A 1,779-nucleotide genomic window follows, 5' to 3' on the forward strand; every position below is an offset into this window, starting at 1 on the left:
AGGAAATCGTTGGTTAGTTTTGCGAAATCAGCATTGGTAAGTTTTATCCCATCAGGAATCGTTGGGCTCAGAACAAAGGAAAATGAATTTCTTTCACACCGGGCGTTCAGATTTTGAAAAACACGGAATTCTTTTGCAATTTTTCTCCCTGTTTCACCCGCAACATTATGCCGACTAATCTCTACCGCCCCTTTTTTGTTTTTTGCATAATTAATGGCATTGGAAACATGCGATATACTTTTAGCTTTCCCAATCATTGTTCAAATTTTTCAAGGTGAGCTTTAATCAGGCTTATCACTTCTTCCAGTTCAAGAAGAATGGTGTCATTCTTCTTGAAATAGTCACTTTTCACCAGGTTTCCAATCGCTTTAAAATTGCGGTGATAAGTATGAAGGTTTTTGTAAATCTCCAATTCTTCGGAAGAAAACCGCAGCGTTACTTTCATGTTTAATGCAGCCCTTCGGGCAAATTCACTGGTGCTCAGATTCACGGCTCTGGCGGCAAGAATTATTGCCTTTTTCTCCGTGTAGCTTACCCTGAATGAAATGTATTGTGTCTTCATTTCTTAATCATTTTTGCCGCAAGAAAAATCTATGATTTTTCTCCCTTTGCGAGTTTAGGAGCAAAGCAAGAGGTCAATTGTGCAACATTGACACCTCTTGAAATAGCTTACCGCACAGACCTTCGCTGCCGTTGAATTGGAGTAGTCAATAACTGGTTCAAATCCTTTTTGCCCACGTAAAGGGCAGACATATCGACACTGTTCGAAAGGTCGGCCAATAACTGTTTTGTCGCCTTTTTTCCTGCCGGGTCATTATCGAGGTAAAGTCCCACTCTGGAATATGGCAAAGCAACTTTTTGAATCCGTTTGATAAAAGAGACCGAATTCAGAACCAGGAAATCTGATTTGTGTGGTAAGCCCGGATAAAGCGTTAGCAAACTGAAAAAATCAAACATTCCTTCAGTCACGCTTAACATTTCTTTTTGGGTGGCAAAACAGGAATAGTTTTTCGGTGCAGCAGCATTTTTGTAATACGGGTTTCGAAGTTCCCAGCCTCCTGAGACATTTTCCAATCCAATGGCAAAATATTTTTTGTCATTCATGGAATAATGGACTTCCCTGGCATACCTGCCAACAACTTCCGGGTTAATTTTCCTTCTCTCCAAATATCGAATTAACGCCGGATGCCGGATGGGAAGAATTTTACCGATACGGATTTCTGCTTCAGGCTTCAACACTGCAAAAGTATTTTGCTGTTGAAAAGAGAAAGACGGTACTGTCCGGTCAAGAATTGAAAGCGCTTCCTGAACATTGCAACCGTTATTCATCTCTGTAACCAGGTCGATAATATTTCCTCCTTTCCCGATTCCATGGTCATACCAACGATTAAGAATTTTTGAAACCTTAAATGAGGCTTCGTTTTCATTTCGGATTGGACTCAGGTACCAGGCTGAGTTTTGATTTTCTCTTACCGGGGAAATTCCCAATTTTTTCAGGAACCCGGTTATTGAAATTTTCCTGGCTGTTTCGCATTGTAGTTTTTTGTTTTTCATCAGCAAAATTTTTAAAAAAGTTGATTTTCGCTTACCTACTTACCCACGGTCAGAATATCAGTTTCTTAGGAGATAGGTAAGTTGATTTTGCATCCTACCTATCTTACCTGATAGGTAACTTAGGTAAGTTCCAGGTAACTTAAATATTGTTCATCTTACCTAAGCAAAGCTCAATGTTTATAGTACTTGTCATTCTTTTAGGTAAGTAGGTAACTTGTTTTCTGC

The 1,779-nt window shown here is 39.5% G+C and carries 3 protein-coding genes; all 3 read right to left on the reverse strand.

Annotated features, from left to right (window positions below; all coding sequences use genetic code 11):
- Positions 1 to 257, reverse strand: a 257-nt coding sequence (locus tag K5G00_RS29245; protein ID WP_394800893.1) for a hypothetical protein, incomplete at its 3' end; no start/stop codon positions are given.
- Positions 254 to 562, reverse strand: a complete 309-nt coding sequence (locus tag K5G00_RS29250; protein WP_238770148.1) for a plasmid mobilization protein — start codon at positions 560 to 562, stop codon at positions 254 to 256. The genes K5G00_RS29250 and K5G00_RS29245, both read right to left, overlap by 4 nt.
- 107 nt (positions 563 to 669) lie before the next feature.
- Complete coding sequence (locus K5G00_RS29255) at positions 670 to 1,554, reverse strand: toprim domain-containing protein (RefSeq protein ID WP_238770150.1); 885 nt, start codon at positions 1,552 to 1,554, stop codon at positions 670 to 672.
- Positions 1,555 to 1,779 lie beyond the last annotated feature (225 nt).

This window comes from Maribellus maritimus, from assembly GCF_022267315.1.
GTDB lineage: Bacteria > Bacteroidota > Bacteroidia > Bacteroidales > Prolixibacteraceae > Draconibacterium > Draconibacterium maritimum.